Origin of the sequence: Sorangium sp. So ce406, assembly GCF_051474675.1 — a bacterium.
GTDB classification, from domain to species: Bacteria; Myxococcota_A; Polyangia; order Polyangiales; family Polyangiaceae; genus Sorangium; species Sorangium cellulosum_G.
Map to the genome: position 1 here is coordinate 11,534,555 of NZ_CP150340.1, position 24,951 is coordinate 11,559,505.

Below are 24,951 nucleotides of genomic sequence, written 5' to 3' on the forward strand. Positions count from 1 at the left end.
GGCCGGACTCCTGGTGCGTGGAACTAGCTGACGTGCGAAGGAGGGATGCCGAACCGCTCCCGGAACGCGGCGGCGAACTTGCTCGGGTTGGCGTAGCCCACCCGCGCGGCCACCTCGCTCACGCTGTAGCGTCGCTGCTGCAGGAGGCGGTAGGCCTCGTCCAGACGCCGGTGGCGAAGGTACCCGTACACGGTGTCCCCGAAGAGCGCGCGGAACCCGGCCTTGAGCTTGGCCTCGTTCAGCCCCGCCAGGCGGGCCAGATCGGGCAAGCGCGGCGGGTCGTCGATGCGGCCGAGCACGATCTGGCGGGCCCGCTCCAGGCGGTCGACGTCGTGCGCCGAGAGCGCCGACGACGCCGCGCGCTCGCCCTCCTCGAGGCCGTCCACCATCACGGCCAGCACCTCGAGCCCCTTCGCTTCGAGGTAGAGCTGGCGCGAGGGGCCCCGGGCATCGCAATGAACGATCTCGTCGATCAGCCGGAACAACGCCGGCGCGACGGGGTGGGCGTCGCTCGGATAGGCGCGCGGACTGGACAGCACGCGCTCCACCGCGGCGGGCAAGACCTGCGTACCGAGCAGCTCGCTCAGCCGCGCGCGATCGATCTCGAGCGATAGCTGCTCGTGATCCCTGGCGGCCCCGCGTTCGTCGAAATCGAACTGCAGGCGCACCGGCCGCTTGATCTGGCTGACGTGAAAGGAGCCACCCTGGAGGTGATGGCGTCCCCCCTCGCTGGTCACGAGGAGAGGCCCGGGTCCTCGCGCCACGACGAACTTGAGCCGCGAGATCCCATGATCGAACGCCATGGACCACGAGCGCTCCCATCGGAGCTTCGTGACGGTCAGCCCGATGCCCGAGCGCAGCGCGGTGGACCGGGTGAACCCCGAGCGGTCCAGGATGTCCCAGCGCATCTGACGCTCGACGGGGCTCAGCGCTTCCACCGCCGTGGACCCGTTCAGGACGCGCTCCGCGAACCGATCGAGGTCCCCGTCGCTGCCGTCGATGGTCACCGCGCCCACGTCGTGCAACGTACCATGAGCGGCACGTCGCACACGCCACGCTCGGTCAGGCGCTCGGGCAAGGCGCGGATACGCTGGGAGAGCTCCTCGAACGTCGGCGAGGTCGCGGCGGGTTCACCCATGCTCCACGAGGGCATCCGATCGCGCGCAGAGCGCGAGCCGCCGTCAGCCCACGTCAGCCCAGCGTCAGTTCACCACGCGACCCGACGACGGCCACGGACGCTCGCCGCCGAGCTGGTCGAGCTCCTTGCGCAGCTCGTCGGTCGGCGCGAGCACCTGCATCCGCTCGAGCACGCTGCGCAGCTTCGCCGCGTCCGAGCGGCTCGAGTAGATCGAGCGCAGGTTGTTCAGCATGCGCACCAGGATCTGCCGCTTCTGCGCCGGCACCAGCAGCCGCGGGTCCGGATCGCGCGTGGCCCCGGTGGCGCGGGTGTGCAGCGCGCGCAGATCGTCCCGGCCGAGCAGGCGGCCTTCGAACGGATCGATGAGCAGCACGCCGCCGCGGACCGGCGTCCTCACCAGGAAATGACCCGGGAACGACACGCCCTGCGCGTCCATGCCGGCCCGCCAGCACACCTCGAGGAGCACCACCGCCAGCGTGATGGGGATGCCCGTCCGGCGATCGAGCACCTCGTGCAGGTAGCTGTTCTTCGGGTCGTAGTAGTCCCCCGTGTTCCCGTGGAACCCGAGGTCGCCGTAGAACCAGCGCAGCAGCGCCTCGATCGGGCCGCTGCCCGGCGTCGCCTCGGGCGCGCGCTGCGGCCGCTCGATCGCGCGGCGCGCCTCGCCGCCGAGGCGGTCGAGCACGCCGAGGTAATGCGGGATGTCGAGGCCCGGGTACGCGGCGTCGTCGATGAGGAGCGCCGCCTCGGCGAGGTCGAGCTCGTCCTCCGGCCTCGCTGCGATATGCGCGAACATCGTCAGACTCACCGGCGCAGCCATCGGACGGAGCGTAGCGCCACCTGAGAGAAATGGTCTAGGCCAGGGCGTCGTCCCGCGCGCCTTCGTCGAGCCACGCGTCGACGCGCACCCCGACCAGGTTGCGCTGGCTCATCGCCGCGAGGACGCGCGGGAGCGCCGCCACCCCAGCGGGCGCGTGGTCGTCGCGCTCGGCCGCATCGTGGAGCAGCACGATGGCCCCATCGCGGAGCCCCGGGATGATCCGGGCCGCCACCCGCTCGGGGCTCGCCCCGGCCAGCCCGTCGAACCCCCGCGCCGACCAGCCGATTACGTCGAGGTCGAGCGCGTCGACCACGCGGCCGATGCGCGGGCTGGTGTGGCCGACAGGCGGCCTGAACAGGGCAGGGCGGTCGCCGGTGATCCGCTCGATGACGTCGAGGTTGCGCCGGAGGTCGCGCTCGACGCGGCGGGCCGACCGGAGCGAGAACAGCCGGTCGTGCTCGTGGCTGTGCAGCCCGATCGCGTGGCCCCGCGCCGCGATCTCGCGGACGAGCTCGGGGTGCGCCTCGGCCTTGCGGCCGATGACGAAGAACGTCGCCTTCACGCCCGCCTCGTCGAGGAGCGCGAGCACGCGCGGCGTGTGCTCCGGGCTCGGCCCGTCGTCGAACGTCAGCGCGACGCCGCGCGCGCCGGGCGGGCCGCGCTTCACCACGTCCACGAACATGCCGAGCCCGAGGAAGAAGACCCCGCAGAGGACGAGCGTGACGTACCCGACGATCGCCGCGCCGGCCACGCCGAAGGGCACCGGCGCGACGAGCAGCGAGCGCGCGACCAGCGCGAGCGCGCCGGCCGATGCCACGTAGAGGAGCGCCCGCGCGACCGGCACGGGCTACTTCTTGGAGCGCTTCTTCTCGGGCTCGATCTCGAGGTCGTCCTCGAGATCGTCGGCCGCGGGCGAGGCGGCGATGCGCTTGTTGCCCCCCGCCGCGGCCTTCGCTTCCGGCTTCGCGCCCGGCGTCGCCTCGTCCGACGGGTCGTTGTCGGCCTCGTAGAAGCCGCCCAGCAGGGCGGCCACCGCGGCGAGCGACGTGATCGCGAGGCCGCCGAACGTCCCGGCGGTCCCCGTGGCCTCGCCGAGCGACAGGTTCGCGCCGCCGAGCTCGCCGAGCGGCACCGGCACCGGCACGGTCAGCCACCGGCGCGCGGCGTACATCAGGCCGACGCCGAGCAGCGCCCCGACGAAGGCCTTCATGCCCGCCTCGATCTTCGCGTCCTTCGCCCAGATGGGCTTTCCCGCGATGAGCCCGACCAGCACCCCGGCGAGCGCCGCGGCCAGGTAGGCGACGATCGCGATGGGCGCCCCGTAGCCGAGCTTCGCCAGCCCGAACCCCAGCAAGCCCCCCACGATGAGCCCCTTCACAATCCCGAGGATCAGGCGACCCAGCATCAGATTCCATCCTTGGCACGACGCCGGGCGCTGTTCAACAGGGCGCCGCGCCGCAAGCGCCACCGCGCGGCGCGCGCCGTGGTAGAGGGCGCCCACCGCCCGGGTGGCGCCCGCCGCCCCGGGGGGCCCGTCCACCGTATCAACGCCCCGCGGCGCCGCGGTCCCACGGATCCGCGGTCCCACGGCGCCCCAGCGCCCGGCCCTGCGGCGCGCCGCGCCCCTCGCGGCAGCCTGGCCCGGGCTCCGACCGGTCGTGCTCTTCAACACCCTTCGCTACGCCGAGTTCTTCGCCGCCGTCTTCGTCGGATCGTGGGCGCTCGCGCGGTTCGCCGGCATCCGCGCGCGCCTCGTGTTCCTGCTGCTCGTGAGCTACGGGTTCTACGCGGCCTGGGACTGGCGCTACCTGCCGCTCATCTTCGCCTCGTCCACCGTCGACTTCCTGCTCGCGCGCGCGATCGCCCGCGAGGCGAGGCCGCGGGCGCGGCGCGCGATGCTCATCGCCACCGTGGCGCTGAACCTCGGGTTCCTGGGGTTCTTCAAGTACTGGAACTTCGCGATCGAGAACGCCGCGGCGCTCCGCGCCCTGCTCACGGGCGAGCCGACGACCGTGGGCACCGCGTTCCGGGTGCTGCTGCCGCCGGTCGGCATCTCGTTCTTCACGTTCGAGTCGATGAGCTACGTCATCGACGTCTACCGGGGCGAGCTGCGGCCCCACAAGAGCTACCTCCGCTACCTGCTCTTCGTCGCCTTCTTCCCGCACCTCGTCGCCGGCCCCATCGTCCGCCCGCGCGACCTGCTCCCGCAGTTCGAGCGCGCCCCGAGCCTCACCCGCGAGCAGGGCGGCGAGGGGATGTTCCTCGTCGCGATCGGCCTCGTGAAGAAGGTCGTCCTCTCCGATCAGCTCGCGCTCAACCTCGTCGACCGCGTCTTCGAGCGCCCGGAGAACTACTCGGCCCTGGAGGTGCTCGCGGGCGTCTACGGCTACGCCGCGCAGATCTACTGCGACTTCTCGGGCTACACCGACATCGCGATCGGCTCGGCGCTCCTGCTCGGCGTGCGGTTCCCGAAGAACTTCGACGCGCCGTACAAGGCCCGGAACCTCGCCGACTTCTGGCGCCGCTGGCACATCTCGCTGTCCACCTGGCTCCGCGACTACCTGTACATCCCGCTCGGCGGCAACCGCGGCTCCGAGCTGGCGACGTACCGCAACCTGATGATCACGATGCTGCTCGGCGGCCTCTGGCACGGGGCGTCGTGGAACTTCGTCTTCTGGGGCTTCCTCCACGGCCTCGGCCTCGCCGTGACGCGCGCCTTCCAGCGCGCGGTCAGGCGCCGCCGCTCGGGCGCCGAGGGCGAGGCGGCGGCGCGCGCGTCGGCCTCCCCCTCTCTTCTACGGTTCCCCCTCCACGCGCTCTGCGTGCTGCTGACGTTCCACTACGTCTGCTTCGCGTGGATCTTCTTCCGCGTGCCGACCTTCTCGCAGGCCGTGCTCATCCTGCGGCAGATCGGCACGCTGACGACGTTCCACCCGAACCTCCCGCCCGTGCTCGTCGCGCTCCTCGGGGTCGCGCTCCTGTCCCACTACGTGCCGGAGCGCCTCTACGAGCGCGCCCGCGCCGCGTTCATCGCGGCGCCGGCGCCGATGCAGGGCGCGCTGCTGTTCCTCGTCGCCGTCGGGCTCCACGAGGCGGCGAGCGCGACCGCCGTGCCGTTCGTGTACTTCCAGTTCTGAGCCGGCGCCGGCAGGGCAGCGACGCGCGGGGAGGCGCGGCGGCGGGGCCAGGGTCGGGGCGGCGTGCTCTGCCGCACAGGCTCCCCTCGGCTCCACCGCCGGTGCGTTTCTCGCGCTTTCGAGCGGATCCGTGCACTACGCTCACGCCGTGCGCCCACCTCCTCTCGCCGCCCTCGTACCCCTGGCCGCCCTCGTCGCCGGCGCGCTCTCGCCGGCGTGCAGCATCGCCAACGTGCCGTCGAACGCGATGCCGATGGTCCGGTCGCGCGCGACCTCCGATCTCGACTGCCCGGACAAGGACGTCCGCGTCGAGGAGCAGATCGGCGGCCAGTTCAAGGCCGTGGGCTGCGGCCGCAAGGCGTACTACCGGGCCGCCTGCGAGGCGCTCCGCTGCGTGGTGAGCGGCGAGGGCGAGGCGGCCGTGCCCTGGCGAGACCGCCCCGAGCCGGCCGAGGTCGACCTGCAGCGGGACCGGCTGCCGTAGGCCGGCGCCCCGGCGCGCCGCCGATCCCGGGTTTCCCGGGGCTTTTTGGGGGCACGTGGGCCCTGGATCGAGGTAGCCTGCGCCGTCTCGAGGATCCGCCGCAGGGGTTCGCGCCATGGCCTTCTTCACCACCGGGAGCTGCACGTGACGGACAGGGCGCAGGGAGACGCCGAGGCGCCGCGCCGCACGAAGAAGCGCGCGAAGCGGCGCGAGGGGGAGGCCGCGTCGGTCCCGGGCGACGGCGCGCCGGGGCTGCCGCGCGATCCCGAGCTCGTGCGGCTCGAGCAGGCGTTCGAGCGCGGCGACTACGCGCTCGTCCGGGCCGGCGCGGGGCGGCTCGCCAGGGAGGCCGAGCGCGACGAGGACCGCCGCGCCGCGCGGGCGCTGCTGCGCCGGATCGAGCCCGACCCGCTCGCCGTCGCCCTGCTCGTCGCCGCCGTGGCGCTGCTCGCGTTCCTGTCGTTCTATTACTGGTCCCACAGCCACGTGTCTCCGTGACGACCCCGCCCGCGACGACCGAGGAGGCAGCGCGGTGAGCACCGACGTCCAGCGTGCCCCGGGCCGCCCCGCCGCGCGCGGCTCCCTCGCGCGGCCGCTCGCCGCGCTTGCGCTCGCGCTGCTCGGCTGCGGCAGCGCCCCCGGCGCGGCGCAGCCCACGGCGTGGAACGCGGCGCCCGACGGTCAGGAGGGCGCCTCCTCGGGCACGCAGGCCGAGCGTTACTTCCCGCTCGTCGACGGGCGCGTCTACCACTACGTGACCCTGAGCGAAGGCGGCGGGGAGGGCATGCTCGTCGCGCGCGTGCACCGCGCCGACGCGCGCCGGGGGGAGCTCAGGTTCCCCTCGGGCGTGAAGCGCTTCGAGTTCACGGGCGAGGGCGTGCTCCGCAGCGACACGGGCGTCTTCGTGCTGAAGGAGCCGATCGCGCCCGGCACGACGTGGACCGGTGAGCACGGCGGCCGCGCCCGCATCACCGCCGTCGACGCCGCCGTCGAGGTGCCCGCGGGCCGGTTCACGGGGTGCGTGCAGACCGTGGAGGAGCGCCTCGGCGACACGCCCGCGCGCTACGTGTCGACGTTCTGCCCCGACGTCGGCGTTGTGGCGATCGAGGCCGAAAGCGGCGCGAGCCACGAGAAGGCCGAGCTCAAGAGCTACGCGCCGCCCTTCGACATGGGCCCCGACGGCGTGCGGCGCACGCCGGTCGAGCCGCCGCCCGGCGCGGCGAGCCCGCCGTGAGCGCGCGTTCCGTCGTGCGCGCGCGTTCCGCCGTGCGCGCGCGTTCCGCGGTGCGGCGCGCCCCGCGCTGCCCTTCGCGCGCCGCGGGCTCTGGAAGGCGCGCCGGTCGAATGAAACCGCTTTCCGGACCGGGCGCGCTTTCCTTGCGAACGGCGCCGGCGCGCTTCCGTTTCCGGGGGGGCGGGAAGTAGACTCCCCGCGCTGCTCGCGGGAGCCGGCGCAGCGCTCGCAGCAGGCAAGCGGCGCGGGCCACCCCCGGGCAGAGGTCCCGCGATCGTCAACGACATGAACTACTGGGATTACATCCACGTCGAGGAGCTGCTCGCGCTCCAGGGCGGATTCGACGACGACGAGCAGAAGGTCGGCAACGACGAGGCCCTGTTCATCGTCGTCCACCAGATCTACGAGCTCTGGTTCAAGCTCATCCTCCGCGAGCTCACCTCGGCGCGGGAGCTCTTCCGCCAGAACCCGGTGCCCGATCAGAAGCTCGCCTCGGCCGCGCGCTCGTTCCGGCGGGTCGTCACCATCTTCGAGCAGGCGATCCAGCACTTCCGGGTGATGGAGACGCTAACCACCCGTGATTACCTGGATTTTCGGGATCGCCTGATCCCCGCGAGCGGCTTCCAGTCGGCGCAGCTGCGCGAGATCGAGGTCCTCCTCGGCCTCGACGACGCGGTGCGGATCCCGCTCGGCCGCGAGGGGAGCTACAAGGAGGCGCTCAAGACAGCGGACGGCGCGCCGTCGTCGGCGACGCGGCGGCTCGAGGCGCGGCTCGCGAGCGGGCCGAGCCTCAAGCACTACCTCTACGAGTGGCTCTCGCGGACGCCGATCGACGGCTCGAGCGATCCGGGCGCCGTCCTGCGCTTCCTGCGCAACTACATGCGCTCGATGCGCGAGGAGAACGAGCGCCGGGTGCAGATCGCCATCGACAAGGCGCTCACCCCGGCGGACGTCGAGCGGCTCCGCGCGCGCTACGAGGCGGACAACGCGAACGCCGAGGCGTTCCTGCTCGCCGAGGACGACCCCGACGCCGACGCGGCCACGCGCGAGAAGCGCCGGGCGATCCGCGCGGCGATCGTGTTCATCGAGAGCTACCGCGAGCTGCCCAGGCTCGCGTGGCCGCGCGAGGTGCTCGACCGCATCCTGGAGATGGAGCAGGCCATGCTCATCTGGCGGCAGCGCCACGCGCGGATGGTCGAGCGGGTGATCGGCCGCCGCACCGGCACCGGCGGCTCCGCGGGCGTCGATTACCTCGACCAGACCGCGCTGCGCTACCGCGTGTTCGGCGATCTCTGGACAGTGCGCTCCCTGCTCCTGCGCCAGCCGAGCGTCCCCGCGCTCGAGCACGCATCGGACTACGGATTCCGGGTCGAGGACTCTCCGTGAAATCACTTCGCGATCACTTCTTGCGGATCGACGCCCGTTCGCTCGGGCTTTTTCGTATCACCTTCGGGCTCGTCCTCATCGCCGACCTCTTCGCGCGGTGGCGATGGGTGCGGGACTTCTACTCGAACGAGGGCGTCCTCCCGAACCACAACCACCTCTTCAACCTCCGCGGCAAGCAGCAGGTCTTCAGCCTGTTCCACGCCGTCTCGACGGTGGGAGAGGCCCACTTCGCCTTCGCGCTGGCGCTGCTCGTCTACGCCCTGTTCGTCGTCGGCTACCGGACGCGCGTGTTCCACGTCCTCGCGCTGCTGGTGCTCGTGAGCCTGACGTCGAGGAACATCCTGCTCGAGAACGCCGGCAACTACGCGGCGATCGCGATCCTCGCGTTCACCGCCTTCCTGCCGTGCGGGAGCCGCCTCTCGATCGACAGCCTGCGCGCCTCGCTGGCGCTCCGGGACGAGAAGCGCGACACCGAGCTGAACGACAGGTCGAGGGCCGCGGAGTCCGAGATCGCGGCCGAGCGCCTGCCCGGCTGGTCGCCGGCCTCGCTCGCCGCGCTGGCCGTGCTGCTGCAGCTCGCGCTCATCTACCTGTGCACGGCGCTCCAGCAGCGCGGCGCGGCGTGGCGCGACGGGTCGGCGTTCTACTATGCGCTCCACGTCGATCGCTGGGCGAGCGACGCGGGCGCGTGGCTCCGCGACGCCCTGCCGCTCGGCACGCTGCGCGGGCTCACGTACGGGACCTGGGCGATGCAGCTCGCGATCCCGGCGCTCCTCTTCGTGCCCGCGCTCTTCCGCTGGACGCGCGGGCTCGCCGCCGCGCTGATGGTGGTGCACGGCCTCGTCATCGGGATCTTCTTTGATTTCGGGCTGTTCGGCTGGGCGCTCGCCGCGGCGGCGCCGCTCGTGCTGCCGGGCGAGCTGTGGGACGTGTACGAGCGCTCGTGGAACGAGCGGCGGGCGCGGACGCTCGTGTACGACGCCGACTGCGGGCTCTGTCTCACGCTGTGCCGGCTGATCAAGCGGCTCGACCTGCGCGGGCACGTGGCCTTCCAGGGCAACGGCGCGCTCGACGAGCTCTACGTGCGCAACCAGACCGGCGCGACGGAGCGCGTGCCGATGCCGAAGGAGGTCACGGCGGAGCTGGTCGAGCGGACGGTGCTGGCGATCGACAGGAACGGGCGCGTCTACCGGCAGGGCGGCGCGGTGACCGAGGGGCTGCTGGCGCTGCCGTTCGGCTGGCTGGCGTTGCCGCTCAAGCTGCCCGGGATCTCGCACGTGCTCGACATGCTCTACGAGGTGGTCGCGACCCGCCGGCACCACATCAGCACGCTGCTCGGCAAGCAGGCGTGCGGGATCCCGCTGTTCGACGAGAGCCACGCGGACGGCGACGACGAGGGGGCCGCGCCGGACCGGCCCGCGCCCGCGGTGCGCGCGGCGCGGCTCGCGCTCGGGTCGCTGCGGGAGGCGGCGGTGCTCGTGGTGCTCGCCGCGATGCTCGCGCAGACGGCGAAGCAGAACCCGCTGCCCGGGGCGGGCGCCATCCCGCAGGGGGCGGTGCTCGCGGGCGTCGCGTCGTGGCCGCGCATGCTGGCGCGGTGGGACGTGATGGCGCCCGAGCCGCCGCGGAGCAACGAGATCCTGGTGATCGACGGCCAGAACCGCGCGTCGCAGCCGATCGATCCGCTGACCGGGGAGGAGCCCCGGCTCCAGCCCGCGGGGCAGCCCGGGACGAGGCTCGGCCAGCTCTGGTCCGACTACCTCGACCGCATCCGGCGGCCGGAGTGGATCGACTTCCAGCGGGCGTTCCGCGACTACCTCGCGAAGGGCGGGCCGCTCGCGGAGGAGGGGGGGCGCGAGATGTCGCTCTCGGGCTTCGACGCGTACTGGGTCTCCGCGCCGATCCCCGCGCCGGGCGAGCCCGCGCCGAGCGGCGTCGAGCGGGAGAAGCTGTTCTCGCACTCGCGCGGCGGCGCGGGGAGGCTCGGCGACCGCGTCCCGCCCCTCTCGCCAGGCCTCCTCCGACCGAACAAACCGAACTGAGGCGCTCGCATGCGTGCGGCTGACGAGGACCCGAGCGCCGCGGCTGCCGGCGCGCCGGAAGAGGGCGCGTCGCGCGGAGACGGCGCGCCCGAGGAGAGCGCGCCGGGCGGGGAGGACGCGCCGGAGGAGAGCGCGCCGGCGCCGGCCAAGGCCGCAGCCCCGAAGCCGCCGGCCGAGAGCCGCTCACGGCGCCTGGGGCGCTGGATCCGGGATCATTACTGCACGATCGACGTCCGCACGCTCGGGCTGTTCCGGCTCGTGCTCGGCGCTCTCCTCGTGGGCGACTGCCTGCGTCACTGGGCCGAGGCGAGCTGGATCTACAGCAACGACGGGGTGCTCACCAACCACTATCACCTCTTCCACCCGAGCAGCGGATTCAACTTCAGCCTCTATCACGCGTTCTCGTCGATCGGAGAGGTCCACGTCGCGTTCGCGCTCTCCCTCTTCTGCTTCTTCTGCTTCTTCATCGGCTGGCACACGCGGCTGTTCTCGATCCTCTCCTTCGTCCTCGTGACGAGCAGGGACAACCGGATCGTCATGATCGAGAACGGCGGCTATGTCGTCGTGAACCTCATCACCTGCTGGGCGATGTTCATGCCGACCGGCAGGCGCTTCTCCGTGGACGCCCTGATCCGCTCGTACCGCGAGCGAAAGGAGCGGACGGCCGCCGACCTCGCGGACCGGAGCCGCCCCGCGTGGGCGACGGACCCGTACGTCTCTGGGATCGTGCTCCTCGCGATCGTGAACCTGGCGACCATCTATTATTTCAACGTCGTCAACAAATCAGGCCAGATCTGGCGCCGCGGCGACACGGTGCACTACGTGCTGCACCTCGACCGCATGGTGACGGGGCTGGCGGTCGTCGCGCGGGAGTACATCCCTTTCTGGGCGAAGAAGGGGATGACCTGGGGAGTGCTCGCGCTCGAGGCGATGCTCGTGCCGTGGATCCTCTCGCCCTATGGCCGCCGCTTCACGCGCGCGCTCGCCATGGGCGGGATGTGGGCCCTGCACGGCTCGTTCGGGGTGATGATGCGCCTCGGCCCCTTCTCGTGGTTCATGATCGGCTGGTCGTTCCTGCTCCCGACGGCGCAGCACTGGGACGCGCTCGAGCAGTGGTACCGCCGCCGCGCGGCGCCCAGGGTCGTCGTCTATGACGGCAGCTCGCCGCTCGCGTTCGCCCTCATGCGCTTCCTCGTCCGGCTCGACGGCCTCGATCTGCTCCGGTTCGAGGAGGCGCGCGCGGAGGCGGCCGGCGCGGCGGACGAGGCCGGGGGCGGGGAGCCGCGGCCGGAGCTCTTCGTGGTGCGCGATCCGGCGGAGGGCCGGGTGTTCCAGGGCGCCGAGGCGCTGCGCGAGATCCTGCAGGCGCTGCCGGGGGGCCGCTTCGCGCGGCCGCTCTTCTGGGCGGCGACCCTCGGCGCGCCCGGCGCGCTGATCGGGTTCGCGTCGCGGCGGCGCGACGCGATCGCCCGGTTCTTCGGGCTGACGCGGCGGGCGCGCGCGCGGGCGGGGGCGGCGGAGAGCCCGTCGCCGCTCTCGGAGAAGCTCGCCCGCGGGCGGGTGATCGCGCGGGAGGCGCTGGTCGCGTACCTCGGGCTGTGCGCGGTGAGCCAGGCGATCAACGAGAACAAGAGCGTGCCCGCGATCTTCAAGCACACCCAGCCGAAGTTCGTACAGGCGACGATCGTCTATCCGCGCCTCCTCCAGGGGTGGGGGATGTTCGCCCCGAACCCGATCACCGAGGACGGGTCGATCACCGTCGACGCGATCACCATCGACGGGCGCCACGTGGACCCGTTCACGGGGCAGCCGCCGGATCTCGATCTGTCCGACGCGCGGGGGCTCGGGCTCGGGCAGATCCGGCAGGACTACTTCAACAGGATCCGGCTCGACCGGAACAAGGCGTTTCGCAGGCCCGGGCTCCAGGAGTACCTGCTCAGGTACCCTGAGCGCACCGGGCGGCCGGAGGACGAGATCCTCGCGTTCGACGTCTACTGGGTGCGGGACCAGTGCCCCAGGCCGGGGGAGGACGCGCCGTACAAGAACGAGGCGATCCCGATCCTGTCGTACCGGAAGCCGGGATATCGGCCGCGGCCGGGGATGCCGACGCTGCCGCCGGTGAAGAAGGAAGAGAGCGCGGGGAACTAGTTCCGCGGGGCAGAAATCCTGCCAGGGATCTGCCTCGAGAGAGGAGAGAGATTTCAACGCAAAGGCGCCAAGAGCGCAAAGACGCAAAAAAAGCAAAAATCGACTGTAATTGCTTCTTCTTGCGCCTTTGCGCCTTTGCGTCTTTGCGTTGAAATCTCCCTCCGGATCCCTGGCCGGACTTCTGGCGGGCGGAACTAGCGCCCGCTCGGCGTCGTCAAGCGCGGAGCGAAGTCCTCGATCGCGCGAAGATCCAGGCGGCGACGAGCGATGGCGCGCCATGAGGGCGCAAGCTCCGGGAGCGCCTCCATGCGCTCGAGCTCTGCATGGTTCAGCCCGTCGCGGTGCAGGGCCCGCAAGAGCCTCGCGATGGGCCAGCTCGGCTGCGGGCGGTGCAAGAGCGCGAGCCCATCCTGCGGCGCGACGACGCCAGGCCGAAGCACTCGGTAGTACCAGCCGCTCCTCCCGCTCTCTTGCAGCAAGAGAGCCATGTCGGCCCGAGAGAAGCGGAGGTTCAGCTTCCAGCAGGGCTGGCGCCCCTGCGAGACCTGGATCACCGCGCTGCCGAGCGCCCATGTGTCACCGACGCACACGCTGCTCTCGTCGAGGCCGCGCGTGGAGAGGTTCTCGCCGAACGCTCCCACCGCGAGGCTCCTGGCAGGAAGGCCGAGCCGCTGCTCCCACCAGCCGTAGTGCTCCAGCGGAACGTGGTGCAGCGCCTTCTCCACGCCGCCGTGGCGCGCCATGTCGCCCTGTTCGTCCCCCTCCAGCCCTCGCTCGCTCAATCGAAGCGGCTCGACGACGAGCGATTTCGCGATCGCGCTGAGGTGTCCCGAAGGGGCTAGCGGGACCTTCTTGCCGACGAGGAGCCCGTGGAGCGGGTAGACGTGCGACATGGGAGATCACGCGCCGACGGTCGGACGGCAGTCGCCGCCGACAGCGCAGCTCCCCTGCGCGGCGCCGGCCGTGGCCGCGCTGGACGCGCCGACCTCGGCACGGCTGTTGAACCAACGGCTCACGCTCCATTCGGCCAATCGCGTCATGACGTTCCCTCCGAGGCCGTCGCCCCCAGGAGCGGCGGCAACCTGCTGAGATACTGGCTGCGGGCCTTGACGTGACTGCCCCCCAGCGCGAAAGCCCGCAGCGCTCCGGCCGCGTCGAAGGCCAGCTCCGTCGTGCCCTCGGCGTCCGCCGAGACCTCCCACGTGAACCCAGCCTCACGCGGACCGGCCGAGCTGACGACAGGGAAGCACGGCGTCTTGACGCTGATCGCCAGCGGCGGAAGCGTCAGCGAGGCGCTCGCGCCGAGCAGCGAACGCGCAAGCGCGGCGGCGGCGTGCGCGATCGGCGCGACGAATTGAAGGTTGTAGGGCGCGAGGCTGGCGCAGTCGCCCAGCGCGTACACATGCTCGTCGCTCGTGCGGAGAGAGCGGTCGACGACCACGCCCCGTTGCGTCCTCAGCCCGGCGCTCTCCGCGAGCTCGCAGGCGCGCAGACCGGTGGCGCAGATCACCAGGTCGGCCTCGAGCGGACGCTCACCGTCGAGCTCGACCCGCACGCCGTCGCCGAGCGGCTCGACGCCGAGGGGAGACACGCCGAAGCGGCAGACGATCCCCGCCTCTGCCAGCTTCGCGCGGAGCCGCTTCCCGAGCTGCGGCGACACCAGGTTCGGCAGCGGCTCCGGCGCGCGGTCGATCAACGTCACGGCGTGCCCGCCCCGCTGTAGATCGTTGGCGAGCTCGCACCCGACGAAGCCGGCGCCCAGGATCGCGACACGCGTGCTCCGGGAGAGCCGCTGAATGAGCCGGCGGTAGTCGTCCAGGTGGTTGACGCTCAGCACGCGCGAGCTGCTCGACAGCCCGGGCACCGGCGGCAGCCACGGCACGGCTCCGACCGCCAGCACCAGCTTCGAATACGGGACGGCCTCGTCCCCGGCGACGAGGACGCGCTTGCTGCAATCCAGGCTGTGCACCCGCGTGCGGGTGATGAGGCGACAACCCAGCTCTTTCCTCATCTGCTCGGCGCTGCGCGAGACCAGGTCCGGCGCTCCGGCACGCTGGCTGGCCGAGACCGACAGCGCGGGCTTGCTATAAAAGTCGCCGTCATCCGCGGTGACGATCGTGATGGACAGCTCCGGAGCCAGCGCGCGGAGCGCGCGCGCCGCCGAATAGCCGGCGAGACCTGCGCCGACGATCACCACACCCTCAGGGGCGGCCGGCGACATCAGTCGGACTCCGGCAGCGCCACCATCGAGAAGTCCACCTTGCGGACTCCGCAATCCGGGCAGGTCCAGGACTCGGGGATATCAGCCCACGCCGTGCCTGGCGCGATGCCTTCGTGAGGCAAGCCGAGCCTCTCGTCGTAGACGAAGCCGCAGATGATGCAACGCCAGCGTTTCTGTCGGACGGCGACCCGACGCGAGATCGGCGCCTGAGCATCCGGAACGGCAGAGGTCGACGTGATCGACATGACGGACTCCCAGCATTGAAAAGGGGAGGACCGGCGGGGGCGAGGATCGCCCCCGCCGGCCGGGTCGTCCTCAGCCGAGGTCGCTGAGGGCCGCCCCGAAATTGATGTGGTACGCCGAGCCATCGAGCACGAGCGCAGGAACGGACTTCACGCCCGCCGCGCGCGCCTCCTCGATCCGCGACTTGTCCTCGCCGAGGTGAACGCTCTCGATCTGATAGCGCTTCGGATCGATGGCGTTGGCCAGATTCTGTTCGGCGGACACGCAGACCGGGCACCCTGCATGAAAGAAAACTGCCTTGCTCATGACTCTCTCCTTCGCTGAGGCGATGCTCAGTACTCCTAATTAGATTCACGGAACGAACAAAGTCAACAATAAAATCAGGTGGTCCATGCTCGCTCGAAATTACGAGCAATCACGTGGGATTGCCGATTCAGACGACCGGATCGATCACGCGACGCGCCCTCCGGGCTCTCTGCGTCGCTGCGCCGAACCATTCGGTCTAGGTGAGTGTGCGTGGCACATGAACCTACATTTGTATACTCACGCTGCGGCCAGGCCGCGCGCGCGAAGCTCGGCCGCTTGACTAAACGTCGAACTGGTCGACTATGAAGCGACGTTGACCAGCCGCAGCAAACCCGCCAGTGCGGGCCTGAACAGCCAGTTGATCGCCGGGCTCGAACGACTCGGATCCGCGCTGCGAGCGCAGGCCTGGAGCGAAGCGTTCGCTCGAGGCCTCACCCCGACGCAGGGACAGGTGCTCACGACGCTGCGCACCCACAGGGGTGAAGGGCTGCGCCTCCTGGACATCGCCGAGGCGCTCAGCGTGACGCCCGCCACCGCCAGTGAGACCGTGCGCGCCCTGGTGGCCAAGGGGCTGGTCAAGAAGACGCAGGCATTGAGCGACGGGCGAGCCATCAAGATCTCCCTCACGAAGCAAGGCGAGGGTGAGGCGCTGGCGGTCGCTCAATGGCCGTCGTTCCTGCTGGATGCGGTGGACGAGCTCTCCGACGAGGATCAGACCGCCATGCTGCGCGGCGTGCTCACCATCATCTCGTCGCTCCAGGGGCGCGGGTACATCCCCGTCGCCCAGATGTGCGTGAGCTGCACGAACTTCCGCGCGAACGCACATCCGGGCGAGCCCAAGGCCCACCACTGCCAGCTGCTGGACGCGGCGATCGGCGACCCCGAGCTGCGCGCGCAATGTGCCGATCACGCGCCCGGCAGCGCCGAGCTCCAGGCCGAGAACCGGGCGAACTTCATGACGGCGGCCGGAGATCCGAAGCGCCGCTTGCCCGTGGTTCCTGCGAAGCCCCCAGCCATTCGTTGAGGAAGCGGCGCAGCGGCTCTTCCAGACGCTTGGCCCTCGACTCGCCCTGGCCGCGTAGCCGGGTGACCTGGACGGGGATGCTGGCCAGCTCGCAGACGTGGCCCACGAACCAGCTCTCGAGCTGCTCGGCCGTGACCTCCGGGTGAAACTGCAGGCCGAGCGCGTGGTCGCCCACGCTGAACGCCTGGTTCTCGCAGAGCGGCGTGCTGGCGAGGCGCGCCGCGCCTGCGGGCAGGTCGAACGTCTCGCCGTGCCAGTGCAGGACATCGAGGCCCGGCGCTGCCAGGTGCCGGATCGGGTGGCGCGCTCCCGCCTCGGTCAACTCGAGCGGCGACCACCCCACCTCCTTGCCCCGCATCGGGAAAACCCGAGCTCCGAGAGCACGCGCGATCAGCTGCGCTCCCAGGCAGATCCCGAGCAGGGGCAGCTTCTGCTCGAGCTGGCGCTGCACGAGCGATAGCTCGCGCGCCAGGAAGGGGTAATCTTCTGTATCGTTGACCGAGATGGGGCCGCCGAGGACGACCAGCAAATCGGGCAGCGACTGCAGCTCGAAGGTCGCGGTCGGCGCCTCGAGGTACCGGACACCATAGCCTGCCTCGCGCAGCGCCGGCTCGAGCGCGCCGAGGTGCTCGAAATGGACGTGGCGGATCACCACTGCGGTTTTCACTGGGCATTCTCCAGGTAAAGGTCGTACTCGGCGAAGGCGTCTGCGGCGGCTGCCGTCTCGAACACACCAGCCGCCTCGAACATGCGCAGCGTCGGCTGAGCGGCGGACCGCACGGCGCCCCGCACGGGCCCGGGCTGATAGGTCTCCTCGAGCATCTCCTCCCGCGTCGGCTCGTCGAACGAGAGCGCCTCGAGGACGCGCGCATCGCAGCCCAGGTCGGGGGCCAGGAAGGCGTCCAGGAACCTGGGCAAGATCCGCCCGACGAGCTCCTGTTTCGGCCGATCGAGGCGGCTCCACGCTCGGGGAAAGAGCCAGTGAAAGTAGACGCTGTGCGTCCCTTCGTCCTGAGCATGGTCGCCGATCACCTCGCGGACCAGCGGCGCGACCGCTGGGTGGCGCGGGATCTCGCGGAGGATCTTGCTGACCAGGGTCTCGGAGACGGACACGAAGAACAGGTGCAGGAGCTCCGGGGCGACCTCGCCGCCGTGCCGCTCGAAGATCCGCTCGAGCACGGCGTGGAAGCGAGGCTGCGGCAGCGCGGCGCGCTCGACGCCATGACGGTTCTCGATCGTGACGCTGAGCAGCTCGACGAAGAGCGCGTGGGCGCCCTCGTCGCAGTAGATGCGGAGCGCATCGTTCTTCTGCTCGCGGCTCAGCTCGAGCGCGTAGCAGTCGCGCGCGAGCCTGGAGCACACCGCGTTCACGTGCTCGAGCTCCAGCATCGTCGTGAACTGGAGGTGAGTGAGCAGACGGTACGCGAGCAGCCTTTCCATCGATGCGCGGTCGTCGACGAAGCGCGGATGGCGCGACAGCGGGACCAGCTCGGGCGGGAACGCGAGGCCCTCGCAGCTGGCGCTGCGGATCGGCTTGCTGCGGATCCAGCTCGCGGCATCCCACCCGGAGAGAGGCTTTCTATAGGGTGCCAACGTGGCGTTTGCCTGGTGCATGACAGATATCCTCTGGTGCCTTGCTGCAAGGGAGCGCAGGCGGGCACGAGCGCTCGCGCCCGCCTGCGCTGCGTTGATCGCTACTCGTCGAGCCCGAACGCGGAAGCCTCGAGGACCGCCGATTCGTGACCTTCCTCCGTGGCGACGATCGAGCCGCCGTGAGGCATCGAATGCATGGTCTCGTGGTGGATGACGTGCTCTACCTGCAGGCTCTCCGTGCCGATGCGGAGCACGTAGCCAGACGGGTAGCTCTCCAGGATCACGCTCTTGCCGTCGGGCGTCGGGGCCAGCGCGTGTCCCACCGCGAAGTCGGCGGGCAGCTCCACCCCCGGCCTGAGCCGCTTGATGAAGCGAGGACGCCACGGATCCTTGACGTCGAAGACCGACACGTAGCCGTCGTCTCCGAACGAGTCGTCGAGCGAGTCCTCTTCTCCCACGAACAGCTTGTCACCGACGACCTCCACCCAGGAGGCCGAGCGGAAGATGCCCGCCCCATTCACGTCCGTGGTCGGCTTGATGATGCGCTTGGCGACCCTCACCTTGGTGTCGACGAACCAGACGCTCGGCCCCAGGATCTCCGTGCGGCTCGGGGTGAGGGACGTGCGAGCGAACTGCATGGTGCCCACGAACGCGTAACGGTTCGTCACCCACTCGACGTTGTGCACGAAGGCGGCGTGAGACTTGGGGGTGCCCAGCCAGATCTCACCATCGCTCGCGAGCGTCCCGTCGGCCTGTACACGGAAGACAGGCAAGTACCCCCTGTCGTAGAAGTAACCGGCGCCGAGCCCGCGCGTCTCCGCGGCGTTGAAGCTGATGCCGTGGAGCGCGCGGCTGGCGTCGCCGAGCTCCTGCGTCGGCAGCAGGGTGTCGTTGCTCGTGTCCACGGTGATCACGCGATCGTCGGTGAGGACGGTCCAGAACAAGCGCTGCTTGCCGAACAGCTCAGCGGGCCCGTGCAGCTGCGTGAACGGCTGCGCCGTCCAGGGCTGGAAGGGTTGCCGCGCGTCGACCTGCGCGACCGCGGGAAACTCGTTCGGGTGAGCCGGGTCGTCGACGATGAGCTTCGTGATGAGCTCCACGTCGGCGGCGTGCTCGTGCCAGAAGATGTCATTGACGCGAATCACCGCCAGGCCGGTAGGGCTGTTCGCGTCGCCGTTGAACCCCACGTACACCTTGTGGCCGCCTTCGGTGATGTACGCGTGCAGCGGAACACCGCTGCCGTACCCCGGCAACGCGCGCAGATCCACGCTCGCCTCCATGTCGAGGCTGGGCTCGTAGAACTTGAGCTCGTACGACATCATGTCGACGTACGCAAACACCGCGGTCGTGTCGTGCAGGGCCAGCCGCGCGCCGTCCATCACCTCCCGATCGCCCGGCCGCTCTGCTGCGCCGCACCCGAAGGCGCCCAGCAGGATGCACGCCAATCCAACGAAACGATAGCTCTTCATACAAACCTCCCAAGGGGTGCATCACCGAGGGTGATGCCACGGTTCACGTGATTTGCTCGACAATCTCCGCGCGCCGATCCTTCCCGGGGCGCTCGGCTGTTCACCGCCTCGGACCGGCAGGGTGACCTCTCTCGCGCGGTGAAAAGGCCGTCCGGCCGGAGCGACGCAAGACTTCGCGCCTCTCTCGATGCTCAGCGACAGCCGGCCACCTGCAAAGCAGGGCTTGTGCCATCCGCCGATCTCGAGGCCTCTGGGGAGCGCGCCGAGCGGTCCGGAGCTGCCCTGCCGGGGGGCACCGTCGTGAGAGGCGCAGATCTCCGCTATTTTGCGGAGGGAGCTGCTGCTTGCGGGCTCCGCCCGGAGCGCGGAGACGCGCGTCGGAGTCGTATCAATCGATGAGCTGATACGGATAGAACACAACCGCGCGGCGGGCCCCTTGCGCAACTACGCATCCGATTGCGGGTATCGTTCCGCTGTCGGCGGTCGGCGGGGCACTCGAGATGACGCGTCATTGGAAAGAGGCGCGGTGCTGAAGTCGATGTGGAAGTGTCTTTCGATGTGGACGATTTTCGGATGGCGCCTTTGCTCGGCTCCACCCTGCGGCGCAGCGACGGCGGGAGGGCGGCCGCGCTGCTGAGATCGTCCGCAGCGGAAGCGGGCGCCGCCGTAGGCGGCGAGGTGGAGGGCGAATGGCTTCGCCCCTGGAGCGGACACCGAGCTCGTTGCCGTCCGCCTGGGCAGCTACGCGTTGCCGTGTGAGGGGACAGCGGGAGGAGCCCGGGAGCCGGGTCGCCGCTGCGCGGGTTAGATGCTTTTGTCCGGCATCACTGGACTCATGGTCCCGCCGCTCCTCCTTGATGCTCGGGCGGCGGAGGAGGGGGACAGGCCCGTGTCCGGCTCCGCGCGCCGCAGGGCGGCGGCCGGCGACGATTTCGTGAAGGACCCCGTGCCCGGCCGCATTCATGGAGCGAGCAAGCGGGCGTCGTCGCGAAGAGCCCGCCCGCTGGTGCTCATGGCAAGCGCGCGGATCGATCGATTCTGCGCCGCGCGGGCGCGCCCTCGATGCGCGGACGGGGATGAACATGACAGGAACGATCCACCACAGAACACACAGGTTGCTGGGCCGAGGGGGCGTGCTGCTGACGTGCTGGGCGCTGGGCTGGGTGTCTGGCTGCGCCAGCGATGTGCAGCCGGAGTCGAACGAGGCGTTGGCGGACACGTCAGCGCCGGTGGGCATCGCCGCGAACGTGACCGAGGTCCTCGTTTACGACAATCCGGACCTCGTGGACGACCTGCCGCGCGAGGTGCCGGTCGTCGTGAGCTTCAAGGACAACAAGCCGAACGTGGTGTTCCAGATCGGCTGCGGCTCCAACTACGGGCCGCTCCTGGAGGGCTTCGGGTACCCGCGGACCCTCGACCTCAACCAGGCCGATTTCTACGACTCGTTCGATGCGATGCAGATGCAGCTCGAGCGCGACGCGGGCGGGCCAATCCCCATCCATACGCTGCGCTGCGACGCCGATCCCAGCGTCACGCGCGAGCAAATTTTCCAGGTCTACCGGCGCGTCGACGCCGATCTGGGCAAGGGGGAGGCCGAGTACTACCTCCGGCTCCGCGACGACCCCGGCACGATCTACAGCGTCGGCTGCAGCAACCTGCTCTCGGCGCTCTCGTGGACGAAGGCGGACGTCAGCAACCTCGAGCAGGTGAGCATCCCCATCAACCGCGCCGTCCTCGATGGCTGGAAGGCGCAGGAGATCGCCGAGCGGGAGATCAACTGCCACTCGAGCACCGGGCGAGCGCTCCCGCGGGCCCGCCGCGATCTCCCGCAGCAGCCGGGCGAGAAGAGCTACACCGCCGAGGCGGAGCTCTACCTGGTTCGTTACCCCTTCACCGGGATCAGGACGCGCGTGACGCCCTACCTGATCGCCGGCGGGAAGGGCTACGCGATCGACTGCGGCTCGAACGCCGACATGATGAAGCGGGCCTTCGGCTTCGACCCCGCCGCGACGTTGGAGGAGCTCTCGACGAGCGATCCGCGCTTCACCGCCTCCGATCCCGACCGGCAGCCGCACCTCGCGTGCGACAGGAGCGTGAAGGTCTTCCAGACCGCCGATCAGTCGCCCTCGGCGCGCTATTTCCAGCTCGACGGCGGCAAATCGCTGGTTCGCTTCACGTGCCCGACGGCCGCGAATTTCTTCGCCGAAGGGGCGCCGTCGGCGATGTCGGTGCCGAGGGCGGCCGTGCCGTACCTCTTCGTCGATCCGAACGCTCCGGCCAGCACGACGCGGATGCTGGAGGTCGGGTGCTGGGGCCCCGGGCGCGCCAGGATGGCGCAGCTGTTCTTCTGGGTGTTCGGGCGGGAGCCGAACGACCGCGAGCTCCAGGACACGATGGCGGCCTATGCGGAGTACAGCAAAACGGGCGACACGAGCGAGGCCGAGGCCAATACGATGATGTCGCGCGCCTACGCCGTCTACCTCGGGCTCGCCGACCCGCTCAACGACATCCTCGGTCGCGCCGTCGGAAACGGCAAGAGGAGCAACCCGCGCCGCACGAACCTGGACGGCGGGCGTGTCTTCGACGAGGAGCGGACGTACTTCACGAACGAGATCAACGCGAACATCGAGCAGGCGGGCCGGTATGGCCTCTACAGGTGGATGAACGAGCGCGTGACGAACGCGACGCCCGCGTCGCGCGACGAGCTCCTGGCGAGCTACGATTGGGCCTACGGGTGCTGGCAGACGCCCGTGGAGGTCGGCCCGTGCCCCGCGCCCGAGGGGGTCGCGTGGTGGACCGGCGAGTTCTACACCCCCGCGAACAAGGACAAGAACTACACGCAACGCTCGCTCGAAGCGGAGCACGCGAGCTACCTCAAGAGGTGCTCTGACAAGGCGAACGGCTGCTTCTACGAGATCGAGAACGTGACCGATCGCGCCTGCCACAGGGCCGGCAAACCGTGCGTGGGGAGCGCCGCCTGGAGGGACTACATCGGGGAGTTGCTCCGAGGCAGCCATATCCCCGGGAACTACCTCTCCATCATCTGCGTCATAGAGCAATACGGCAGTTCCTCGCCGAATACCGCGGCCTGCCGCAAGGGGCGCTGAGCGGCCGCGCCGACGGGAGTGACACCATGAAGATCCGTTATCTGAGCATCGTCGCCAGCGCCGCCTGCGTCGTCGGCGCGGCCGGCGCCGCGCACGCGGACGTGGCGCCGCCCCCCGCGTGCAGGGCGGCGGCGTCGGAAGGGCCTGCGTTCACGCAGAACAAGCGCCTCTGTTACGAGACGCTCGCCGCGCGCGGGAGCTACCAGGAGATCGTCGACCTCATCGAGGTGGAGAGCCTCGGGCTCACGCCGCAAGAGCGTTACTTCCTCGGGACGGCCTACTTCGGGCTGTCGAACCGGACGGGCGCGGACAGCCTCCGCTGCCACGCCGCGGTCCGCGCCAGCGCGCTCCTCGAGGCGTTCCTGACCGAGCAGCAGGGGCTCTACCGCGAGCAGCACTCGTTCGGCACGTCCGACGACATGAAGTACACGTACCACGCCACCAAGATGATGGCGGCCCTCGACACGGTGAAGGGGTGCGAGGAGTCGTCGCACACGCCGGCCAGCCTGGAGCGCTACGGCCGGCGGTACGCGGTGGAGCGCCTGCGGGGGCTCTTCTACGCGACGTCGGGGCCAGACGCGCTCCGCGACCGCTTCGGCGAGAAGATGACGCAGCTCGGCGACCAGATGAAGGCGTTCGTGGCGACGGCGTCGAGCGTGGAGACGCGCTACGGCCTCAACCTGGCCGAGATCGACGTGGGGCGGCAATACCTCTTCGGGATCCGCGACCGCATCAACGGCCTCTTCGGGGCCGATGCGGTGAAGGCCGCAGCGCAGCCCGTCGGAGGTGACGAGTCGTTCCCCAGCTTCGTGTACGACGCGACGTGGAAGTCGCAGATCCTCGGCACGATCGGCGCCAAGGCGACCCGCTTCACGGATCTCCTGTTGCCGGAGAAGCGCGGAGAGATCGCGGTCATCGAGGCGGAGATCCTCGCCGCGATCGGCGGCATGTCGATGGATGACTACGTGAGCCGCAAGGAGCGAACGGTGATCGAGCTGAGGGATCTCTCGACATCGCTGATCCTGGGCACGAACTTCTGGACAGCCATGGAGGCGCCCGAGCGCGCTGGCAGGGCCGCGCTGGACGACGCCCTCTCGAAGCCGAACCGGAACGAGCTCGCGCGGACGGCCGCGCACGTCGAGACGCTCTGGCAGGAAGGGATGGCGAGGTACTGCAACGCGTCGAGGCCGGCCTGGTACTGCAGGAGGACGCCGTGAAGAAGCGCTCTTGGCGTGTCGCCCTGGCCATCGTGCCCATCGCGTCGCTCGCGTCGCTCGCTTCCCACGCGGCCTCGCTCCCGACGCCGAGCGGCCCCGCGATCGAGGTGCCGTCGTTCGTCGACGTGGACGAGGCGTTTCGCCGGGCGACCGGAGGGCGGCCGCTCGACACGGCGCTCCTGTCCTTCGCCTCGAGCGAGATGCGCCCGGCGGCGTCGGGCGGCGGCAACTCGGGCGGCGGCCTCATCGAGGAAGATGTCCTTCCGATAGAGGACGTCACTGGAGCCGTGACGACCGTGCGTCTCCTGCCCATCGCCGGCGTCGAGCCGGCCACGGCGCGCGAGCTCCACCGCCGCGTCGCGCTCCACGAGCTCCTCCTCGGGGCGCTCCGGAGCTACCGCGAGCCCGAAGGCGCCCCGGCGGGCCGGAGCGACGAGGTCCTGCAGATGGCGAACACCGCGCACCTGGAGCTCTTCGTGGCCCATAGCCTCGCGTACCTCGAAGGGCAGTCGCGCGAGGAGAAGTGCCTGTCGTACCAGCGCGCGACCGAGCACGCGCGGTACGTCGGGTTCGGCGCCGACTTCGGCCTCCCCGTGCCGGTCCGCGCCGGCTGGGAGAACCTCCTCGAGGAGGCCCGGACATTCTATAACGGGCCCTTCGCCGAGCAGATCCCGGCGAACCTCTGCGCGATGCGCAAGGCGGTGCGCAAAACCGAGGTCGAATCGATGCTCCGCGCCGGCATCGACCAGCGGATACGCTCGCGCGTGGAGGCGGAGATCGACGCGACGTCGCAGAGCCTCGCCGAGAAAGAGCGGCAGTACGCGGCGGCCCTCCGGGATTCGGCCGTGGAGCTCCCGACGCGCGAGATCTTCCTGCTCAAGAAGACCGTCGAGGACACGGCGACGCTCTACGAGTTCGTGGAGCGGGACACGCTCGGCCTCGAGCGGGCGCCCGCCACGGGGCAGCCGCTCCTCTCGCGCCTCCGCGCGAAGCGCGGCGAGATCGACCGCATCCGGAGCAACGCCAGCGCCGCCGGGGTCAACGCCGACGTGGCGGCGGCGCGCGCCACGCTCGAGCGTCACGCGGCGCTCCTCGGCGCCGTGGCGGAGACCCTCCGCGAGATCGCGCGGACGCCCGGGCTCGACTGGGCGACCCAGGAGAAGCTGGGCGTGTGCGCGACGATCCCCGACGCGCTCACGCCGGAGAACTTCGCGGAGTACGCCGGACGCGTCGATGCCTGTCTGACCGAGGCGGCGCGCGCGTACGGCGCGCTCAAGGACGCGGCGGGCGCGAGCGATCCGGCCCGGGTGGCCTTCGTCGAGAGGGTCTCGGGGCTCTCGAAGGCGTACATCGGTTACATCAATAGCCTTTAGTTCCACGGC

24 protein-coding genes are annotated in these 24,951 nt (G+C 70.5%); 11 read left to right on the plus strand and 13 right to left on the minus strand.

The annotated features are described in order from the left end of the window. Positions 1-23 precede the first annotated feature (23 nt). From WME96_RS43350 to WME96_RS43370, 5 genes are all read right to left on the minus strand, one after another. Complete coding sequence (locus WME96_RS43350) at positions 24-1,016, minus strand: helix-turn-helix transcriptional regulator (protein WP_437287389.1); 993 nt, start codon at positions 1,014-1,016, stop codon at positions 24-26. Then, positions 1,004-1,138: a hypothetical protein gene (locus WME96_RS43355; RefSeq protein WP_437287390.1), complete on the minus strand. Its 135-nt coding sequence runs from the start codon at positions 1,136-1,138 to the stop codon at positions 1,004-1,006. The genes WME96_RS43350 and WME96_RS43355 overlap by 13 nt, the downstream gene beginning before the upstream one ends. Before the next feature lie 64 nt (positions 1,139-1,202). Continuing rightward, the gene (locus WME96_RS43360; RefSeq protein WP_433931379.1) at positions 1,203-1,934 is read right to left on the minus strand and encodes a SirB1 family protein; all 732 of its coding nucleotides are present in this window, start codon (positions 1,932-1,934) and stop codon (positions 1,203-1,205) included. Between the two features lie 58 nt (positions 1,935-1,992). Beyond that, positions 1,993-2,802, minus strand: coding sequence for a polysaccharide deacetylase family protein (locus tag WME96_RS43365; protein WP_437287391.1), 810 nt, complete (start codon positions 2,800-2,802; stop codon positions 1,993-1,995). Between the two features lie 3 nt (positions 2,803-2,805). After that, positions 2,806-3,363, minus strand: a complete 558-nt coding sequence (locus WME96_RS43370; protein ID WP_437287392.1) for a hypothetical protein — start codon at positions 3,361-3,363, stop codon at positions 2,806-2,808. 253 nt (positions 3,364-3,616) lie between these two features. Between WME96_RS43370 and WME96_RS43375 the strand changes: the two genes are divergently transcribed. The 7 genes from WME96_RS43375 (at position 3,617) to WME96_RS43405 (ending at position 12,389) form a co-directional block, all read left to right on the plus strand. Continuing rightward, complete coding sequence (locus tag WME96_RS43375; protein ID WP_437287393.1) at positions 3,617-5,095, plus strand: MBOAT family O-acyltransferase; 1,479 nt, start codon at positions 3,617-3,619, stop codon at positions 5,093-5,095. A 148-nt stretch (positions 5,096-5,243) separates the two neighbouring features. After that, on the plus strand, positions 5,244-5,579 hold the full coding sequence (locus WME96_RS43380) for a hypothetical protein (RefSeq protein ID WP_437287394.1): 336 nt from the start codon (positions 5,244-5,246) through the stop codon (positions 5,577-5,579). A gap of 144 nt (positions 5,580-5,723) precedes the next feature. Continuing rightward, complete coding sequence (locus WME96_RS43385) at positions 5,724-6,077, plus strand: hypothetical protein (RefSeq protein WP_437287395.1); 354 nt, start codon at positions 5,724-5,726, stop codon at positions 6,075-6,077. Positions 6,078-6,111: 34 nt separating this feature from the next. Next, positions 6,112-6,813: a hypothetical protein gene (locus tag WME96_RS43390; protein WP_437287396.1), complete on the plus strand. Its 702-nt coding sequence runs from the start codon at positions 6,112-6,114 to the stop codon at positions 6,811-6,813. Positions 6,814-7,098: 285 nt separating this feature from the next. Next, positions 7,099-8,199 carry a tryptophan 2,3-dioxygenase family protein gene (locus WME96_RS43395; protein WP_437287397.1) on the plus strand — a complete coding sequence of 367 codons (1,101 nt, stop codon included), beginning with the start codon at positions 7,099-7,101 and terminating at the stop codon, positions 8,197-8,199. After that, a complete protein-coding gene (locus WME96_RS43400; RefSeq protein ID WP_437287398.1) occupies positions 8,196-10,241 on the plus strand; it encodes a DCC1-like thiol-disulfide oxidoreductase family protein in 2,046 nt (681 codons plus the stop codon). Before WME96_RS43395 ends, WME96_RS43400 begins: the two co-directional genes overlap by 4 nt. Positions 10,242-10,250: 9 nt before the next feature. Then, positions 10,251-12,389 carry a hypothetical protein gene (locus WME96_RS43405; protein ID WP_437287399.1) on the plus strand — a complete coding sequence of 713 codons (2,139 nt, stop codon included), beginning with the start codon at positions 10,251-10,253 and terminating at the stop codon, positions 12,387-12,389. Positions 12,390-12,583: 194 nt separating this feature from the next. Here the strand turns inward: WME96_RS43405 and WME96_RS43410 are convergent, their stop codons facing one another. From WME96_RS43410 to WME96_RS43430, 5 genes are all read right to left on the minus strand, one after another. After that, on the minus strand, positions 12,584-13,282 hold the full coding sequence (locus tag WME96_RS43410; RefSeq protein WP_437287400.1) for an MOSC domain-containing protein: 699 nt from the start codon (positions 13,280-13,282) through the stop codon (positions 12,584-12,586). Positions 13,283-13,288: 6 nt separating this feature from the next. After that, a complete protein-coding gene (locus WME96_RS43415) occupies positions 13,289-13,429 on the minus strand; it encodes a hypothetical protein (RefSeq protein ID WP_437287401.1) in 141 nt (46 codons plus the stop codon). Continuing rightward, a complete protein-coding gene (locus WME96_RS43420; RefSeq protein ID WP_437287402.1) occupies positions 13,426-14,610 on the minus strand; it encodes an FAD-dependent oxidoreductase in 1,185 nt (394 codons plus the stop codon). Before WME96_RS43420 ends, WME96_RS43415 begins: the two co-directional genes overlap by 4 nt. After that, positions 14,610-14,810: a rubredoxin gene (locus WME96_RS43425; RefSeq protein WP_437292416.1), complete on the minus strand. Its 201-nt coding sequence runs from the start codon at positions 14,808-14,810 to the stop codon at positions 14,610-14,612. Before WME96_RS43425 ends, WME96_RS43420 begins: the two co-directional genes overlap by 1 nt. A 115-nt stretch (positions 14,811-14,925) precedes the next feature. Continuing rightward, a complete protein-coding gene (locus tag WME96_RS43430) occupies positions 14,926-15,159 on the minus strand; it encodes a thioredoxin family protein (RefSeq protein ID WP_437287403.1) in 234 nt (77 codons plus the stop codon). A 313-nt stretch (positions 15,160-15,472) separates the two neighbouring features. Between WME96_RS43430 and WME96_RS43435 the strand changes: the two genes are divergently transcribed. Next, positions 15,473-16,183 carry a MarR family winged helix-turn-helix transcriptional regulator gene (locus WME96_RS43435; RefSeq protein ID WP_437287404.1) on the plus strand — a complete coding sequence of 237 codons (711 nt, stop codon included), beginning with the start codon at positions 15,473-15,475 and terminating at the stop codon, positions 16,181-16,183. Here the strand turns inward: WME96_RS43435 and WME96_RS43440 are convergent. The 3 genes from WME96_RS43440 to WME96_RS43450 all read right to left on the minus strand — a co-directional run bounded on the left by WME96_RS43440 (position 16,113) and on the right by WME96_RS43450 (position 19,245). Then, the gene (locus WME96_RS43440) at positions 16,113-16,850 is read right to left on the minus strand and encodes a glutamine amidotransferase (RefSeq protein ID WP_437287405.1); all 738 of its coding nucleotides are present in this window, start codon (positions 16,848-16,850) and stop codon (positions 16,113-16,115) included. The two genes, WME96_RS43435 and WME96_RS43440, sit on opposite strands and share 71 nt — an antisense overlap. Then, complete coding sequence (locus tag WME96_RS43445; RefSeq protein WP_437287406.1) at positions 16,847-17,797, minus strand: diiron oxygenase; 951 nt, start codon at positions 17,795-17,797, stop codon at positions 16,847-16,849. Before WME96_RS43445 ends, WME96_RS43440 begins: the two co-directional genes overlap by 4 nt. 80 nt (positions 17,798-17,877) lie before the next feature. Then, positions 17,878-19,245: a hypothetical protein gene (locus tag WME96_RS43450; protein ID WP_437287407.1), complete on the minus strand. Its 1,368-nt coding sequence runs from the start codon at positions 19,243-19,245 to the stop codon at positions 17,878-17,880. 1,082 nt (positions 19,246-20,327) lie between these two features. Here WME96_RS43450 and WME96_RS43455 point away from each other — a divergent pair. Genes WME96_RS43455 through WME96_RS43465 form a run of 3 tightly spaced genes read left to right on the plus strand, consistent with a single transcriptional unit; the run spans position 20,328 to position 24,942 of the window. Continuing rightward, on the plus strand, positions 20,328-22,352 hold the full coding sequence (locus WME96_RS43455) for a hypothetical protein (protein WP_437287408.1): 2,025 nt from the start codon (positions 20,328-20,330) through the stop codon (positions 22,350-22,352). 26 nt (positions 22,353-22,378) lie between these two features. Further along, a complete protein-coding gene (locus WME96_RS43460) occupies positions 22,379-23,569 on the plus strand; it encodes a hypothetical protein (protein WP_437287409.1) in 1,191 nt (396 codons plus the stop codon). Further along, a complete protein-coding gene (locus tag WME96_RS43465) occupies positions 23,566-24,942 on the plus strand; it encodes a hypothetical protein (protein ID WP_437287410.1) in 1,377 nt (458 codons plus the stop codon). Before WME96_RS43460 ends, WME96_RS43465 begins: the two co-directional genes overlap by 4 nt. Positions 24,943-24,951: the final 9 nt, after the last annotated feature.

Excerpts from the sequence above, each read along its gene's own strand:
- WME96_RS43415 (WP_437287401.1), bottom strand. The coding sequence starts at position 13,429 with ATGACGCGATTGGCCGAATGGAGCGTGAGCCGTTGGTTCAACAGCCGT.
- WME96_RS43395 (WP_437287397.1), top strand. The coding sequence starts at position 7,099 with ATGAACTACTGGGATTACATCCACGTCGAGGAGCTGCTCGCGCTCCAG.
- WME96_RS43430 (WP_437287403.1), bottom strand. The coding sequence starts at position 15,159 with ATGAGCAAGGCAGTTTTCTTTCATGCAGGGTGCCCGGTCTGCGTGTCC.
- WME96_RS43445 (WP_437287406.1), bottom strand. The coding sequence starts at position 17,797 with ATGCACCAGGCAAACGCCACGTTGGCACCCTATAGAAAGCCTCTCTCC.
- WME96_RS43360 (WP_433931379.1), bottom strand. The coding sequence starts at position 1,934 with ATGTTCGCGCATATCGCAGCGAGGCCGGAGGACGAGCTCGACCTCGCC.
- WME96_RS43420 (WP_437287402.1), bottom strand. The coding sequence starts at position 14,610 with ATGTCGCCGGCCGCCCCTGAGGGTGTGGTGATCGTCGGCGCAGGTCTC.
- WME96_RS43455 (WP_437287408.1), top strand. The coding sequence starts at position 20,328 with ATGACAGGAACGATCCACCACAGAACACACAGGTTGCTGGGCCGAGGG.
- WME96_RS43370 (WP_437287392.1), bottom strand. The coding sequence starts at position 3,363 with ATGCTGGGTCGCCTGATCCTCGGGATTGTGAAGGGGCTCATCGTGGGG.
- WME96_RS43410 (WP_437287400.1), bottom strand. The coding sequence starts at position 13,282 with ATGTCGCACGTCTACCCGCTCCACGGGCTCCTCGTCGGCAAGAAGGTC.
- WME96_RS43460 (WP_437287409.1), top strand. The coding sequence starts at position 22,379 with ATGAAGATCCGTTATCTGAGCATCGTCGCCAGCGCCGCCTGCGTCGTC.
- WME96_RS43355 (WP_437287390.1), bottom strand. The coding sequence starts at position 1,138 with ATGGGTGAACCCGCCGCGACCTCGCCGACGTTCGAGGAGCTCTCCCAG.
- WME96_RS43450 (WP_437287407.1), bottom strand. The coding sequence starts at position 19,245 with ATGAAGAGCTATCGTTTCGTTGGATTGGCGTGCATCCTGCTGGGCGCC.
- WME96_RS43405 (WP_437287399.1), top strand. The coding sequence starts at position 10,251 with ATGCGTGCGGCTGACGAGGACCCGAGCGCCGCGGCTGCCGGCGCGCCG.